The sequence below is a fragment of the Vicinamibacteria bacterium genome (assembly GCA_035620555.1).
Lineage (GTDB): Bacteria > Acidobacteriota > Vicinamibacteria > Marinacidobacterales > SMYC01 > DASPGQ01.
Map to the genome: position 1 here is coordinate 1 of DASPGQ010000464.1, position 4,261 is coordinate 4,261.

The 4,261-nt window shown below is 62.7% G+C and carries 4 protein-coding genes; 2 read left to right on the plus strand and 2 right to left on the minus strand.

The window, feature by feature from the left end; all coding sequences use genetic code 11:
- Both VEK15_18865 and VEK15_18870 read right to left on the minus strand, forming a co-directional pair.
- The coding region (locus VEK15_18865) for an ABC transporter permease (GenBank protein ID HXV62768.1) at positions 1–1,316 on the minus strand (1,316 nt) is incomplete at its 3' end.
- Complete coding sequence (locus tag VEK15_18870) at positions 1,313–1,633, minus strand: PadR family transcriptional regulator (protein HXV62769.1); 321 nt, start codon at positions 1,631–1,633, stop codon at positions 1,313–1,315. The genes VEK15_18865 and VEK15_18870, both read right to left, overlap by 4 nt.
- A 177-nt stretch (positions 1,634–1,810) precedes the next feature.
- Between VEK15_18870 and VEK15_18875 the strand changes: the two genes are divergently transcribed.
- Both VEK15_18875 and VEK15_18880 read left to right on the plus strand, forming a co-directional pair.
- Entirely contained in the window at positions 1,811–3,340 is a 1,530-nt protein-coding gene (locus VEK15_18875) for an MBL fold metallo-hydrolase (protein HXV62770.1), read from the plus strand.
- Positions 3,341–3,439: 99 nt separating this feature from the next.
- On the plus strand, positions 3,440–4,261 hold an 822-nt coding region (locus VEK15_18880), incomplete at its 3' end, for a GAF domain-containing protein (protein HXV62771.1).

Sequence of the window (4,261 nt, forward strand, 5' to 3'; positions counted from 1 at the left end):
CGGAGGATGCGGGGTCTCGCCCCGAGCGACACGCGTAGCGCCCACTCGTCGTGACGGCGAATGACACGGGCAAGAGTCAGGTTGGCCACGTTCGCGCAGGCGATCACGAGGACAAAGGCGGCCACCCCCAACAGCATGAGGAGCGTTGGCCGCGCGGTGGCGGCGAGCTGCTCGCGCAGGAGCGACAGAGAAACGTCGTAGCCATGGGTCGTGTCGTAGATCTCGGGGTAGGCCTCGTGCAGTCGGCGGGTGATTTCCTCGATCTCCACCCGCGCGGATTGCAGGGTCGTATCCGGTGCAAGACGCGCGAACACCTCCGTCATGCGGTGGGTGCGATCGTCGACCATGCTCGCGCTCAGATGGTGAGGGCTCGCGACCAGATTGACGTAGAGATCCGTGCGCTCGGGATAGGGGGGCGCCGGCTCCGCGACCCCTACGATCGCGACGCTCCGGTCGTTCATCGTGACCTGGCGACCGACCACTTCGGGGTCGCCAGCGAACTGGCGCAGCCAATAGTCGTAAGTGAGGACCGCGACGGCAGGCGCGGCCTCGCCGTCGTCGTGGCTCGAGATCACCCGGCCCAGGCGAGCGCCGAGTCCCATGACGTCGAAGTAGTTACCGGTCACGATGCCGGCGCGAACCAGCTTCGGCTCGTCGAGTCCGATCATGTTGAACGTCATGGCGGAGAACTCGGTGATGCCGTCGAAGCTCCGACTCTGCTCGCGGTAGTCCTTGATCTCCGAGACGGAGAAGAGCACGTTGTCGATCCCCGCGATGTTGGCGGCGTGACGCAGGTAAACGAGGCGATCCTCATTGCGATACGGAAGCGGATGAAGCCAGACCCCGTGCACCACGCTGAAGATCGCCGTGTTGGCGCCGATACCCAGCCCGAGCGTCAGCACGAAAGCGAGTGTGTAGGCCCGGCTCTTCGACAGGAAACGTATCGCGAGACGGATGTCGGTGATCCATTGCCAGCGATTCCAATCCATCCGTTCTCGAAAGCTTCGGAGGACGAGACGCCACGCGGGAACGCCTGCGTGGGGATCGATGAAGCTCGGCGTTTCGAGAGCCCCATAAGCCCGAGCCACGCGAGAGGGGGTTCCGAACCGGGAAAGGGCCGTGGCGGTCGCGCCGTCGACGGAGGCGCCGCCCCCGACCAGCTCGGCGATCGCGTCCTCGAGATGCGCCTCGGCTTCGTCGAGGATGCGCTCGATACCCGGGTGGCTCGGCTCGACACGAAACCGGGAGGCGAGCTCCTTTCTCAGCGCGCGTAGGAACGCGTGAAGCTTTCGGGAATTTCCGAAGGTCGGGCTCATACCGTATCCAAGACCGACTCGACCGCCTGGGCGAAGCTTCCCCACGCCAGACGCTCCTGAGCCAGGGCTTCTTTCCCCGATTCCGTCAGGCTGTACACGCGGCGGCGGCGCCCACCAACCTCCGCCCAGGAGCTCTCCAGAAGCCCTTTGGATTCCAGCCGGTGAAGGGCCGGGTATAGAGTTCCCTCGGGAAGCTCCAAAGCGTTACCGCTCGCCTGCGCGAGCCGACGAGCGATTTGGTAGCCGTGGGACGCGCCGGTGCTAACTACCGCCAGGAGAAGAAGATCCAGGTGACCCTTCAGCGTTTCTCTTTTCATCCCTCGCGATCCTACCCTTTGTGATACGAGGTATTCAAGGGAAAGGTTCATTTCCGCACTTCAAACGTCATTCTTCTCCAAGGTCGAATGGCCTGGGACGGCATGCTACGATCCGCGCCTCCGCGCCGGGGGGTGCGGGAGTCGGCGCTGAGGAGACTTGGGCGGTCAGGAGGCGTCATGACAAATCGACTGCTGAGTTTTTGTGTGGTGCAGGCACTCCTCGTCGGGACCGCAGTCGGGCAGGATGCGCGGAGTGTATTGCAGTCTGCTGCCGAGGCCATCGGAGCCACGCAATTGAAATCGATTCGTTATTCCGGGACGGGATGGAGAGGAGCGGTCGGCCAGAGCTTCAGGCCGGATCTCGACTGGCCTCGTTTCGATATGCCCCGGTACATCCGAACCATTGACTTCGAGACTCGATCCTCGAAGGAGGAAATGGTTCTCGTCCAGGGGAACAATCCTCCTCGCGGTGGAGGAGGAACGCCCATCGAGGGTGAACGGCATCAGACTCTCCTGGTCAGCGGGGATTACGCCTGGAACCTCCAAGGTGACGCGGTCGTTCCAGCCCCGACCGCCGCCGAGGTGCGACAGCTCGAAATCTGGCTCACGCCGCACGGCTTTCTCAAAGCCGCCATGGCGGGAAACCCCACAGCAATCACCCGAAACGAATACGGAGAACGCGTGACCGTGGTCTCGTTCACCGCGCTCGGCAAATACCAGGTGAACGGCACCATCACGAGTGACCATCTCGTGGCCCGGGTACAAACCTGGGTTCCCAATCCGGTGGTCGGGGACATGTATTACGAGAACGTCTACACGGACTATCGAGATTTCGGGGGCGTGAAGCTCCCCACTTTCCATCAGCACCAGGACATCGATGATAACGAGCGGCTTCCGAACGTCAGCGGCGGCGACCATGCCTTTGGACTCAACGTGACCGACGTCGAGGTGAACGTGGATGACGCCGCTCTCGACGTTCCAGCGGCGGTACGCGAAGCGATCGTCCCGCCGGTTCGCGTGGAGTCGCAACGACTGGCGGACGGAGTGTGGTATCTGGGAGGCTCCTCTCACAACAGCCTGGCGGTCGAGTTCCGCGATTACACCGTCGTCGTCGAGGCTCCTCTGGACGAGGAGCGATCACTGGCGGTCATCGATGAAGTCGCGAGGCTCATGCCGGAGAAACCGATACGATTTCTGGTAACGACGCACCATCACTGGGACCACATCGGTGGCCTGCGGGCCTATATTCACGATGGTGCCACCGTCATCGCGCACGAGGGCAATCGCGCCTATTACGAAGAGCTCGTGGTCGCCCGACGGTGGATCCAGAAGCCGGACCGCTTGTCCCTCTATCCGCCCGAGGAGATCGCGGAGGGCTACACCTTCGAGACTTTCCGGGAAAAATACGTCGTGAGCGACGGTACGCGAAACCTGGAGCTTCACCGGATCCAGGGCCTCAATCACAGCGCGGGAATGGTCATCGCCTATCTTCCCAAGGAGAAGATCGTAGTCGAAGCGGATCTCTACTCTCCGTCGCGTGACCGGCCGCCCGCCACCCCCAATCGAAGCAATCGGACTTTCTACGACAATATGAAACGCCTGAAACTGGACGTCGAGACCATCGTGCCCGTCCACGGGCCCGTGGTTCCGATGTCCGATTTCGTGAGCTTCATGGGTGAAAGCCAGGAGAGCTCCGGCGCGAGGTGAAATGTGAACTCCTCCCATCCGCATTTGTAGGGGATAAACACCCTTCCGCTTTGGTTTTCCCGCGAGACTCGCTAATATCGCTTCAGGTTTGCGGGGTGCATGCTGCCACTCGACGTCCTCTATCTCGAAAGCCGGCCCGGCAGTGGACGGAGCCCCACCCGGCGCTTGAAGGAAAGAGGCATCGACGTCCGCACCGCGCCTCTCGCGTCGGTTTCCGCGGAAATCCAATCGCGCGTCCCGAACGTCGTGATTTGCGAGCTCGATACGGTGTCGGATCGGGCGACGCTCGAACGGGTGGCGAGCGCTGTCTCCCGAATTCCCCTGCTGGTGGTGGCAGGGCACGAGGCCGTCGCCCTGGCGCGAGATGCGGCGAAGTTGGGCGTCTGTCGCTTCTTGACTCGGCCGGTGCGGACCACTGAGCTCGAGCTCGCGCTTCACCAGGCCCTCCAACAACCGGCGAGGCGTGACCTCGAACGGCTCGAGTTCGCGAACCGTCAGCTCGCCGCGCTCAACGATGTCAGCAACCGATTCTCCCGTATCCGCGACGAGCGGGAGCTTCTCGATGAGGTCCCCCGTCTTCTGACCGAGAGCCTCGAGTTCGACCGCGGCATCCTCTTGCTTCATCAGGACGGTTCGTTCTCAGTCCGCTCGATTTGCTTTCCCCGGGATCCGCCGGAGTTCGCCGAGAGCTTCCTTTCGCGCATCCGCTCGGGCGAGCTCCCGCTCCCGCCGCCTTTCGCCGAGAGTTTCGACAAGAACGAGCCAATCTTCATCGCCGACCCCAACACGCATCCTCACTGGCCGAAAGCGCCGGGCGAGGTGATTCGAACCCGGTCCATCGTCATCGCGCCGATTCGCTCGCAGAACCGGCCCATCGGCATCCTCATGGGGAACATGCAACACCATGAACGGGCGATGGAC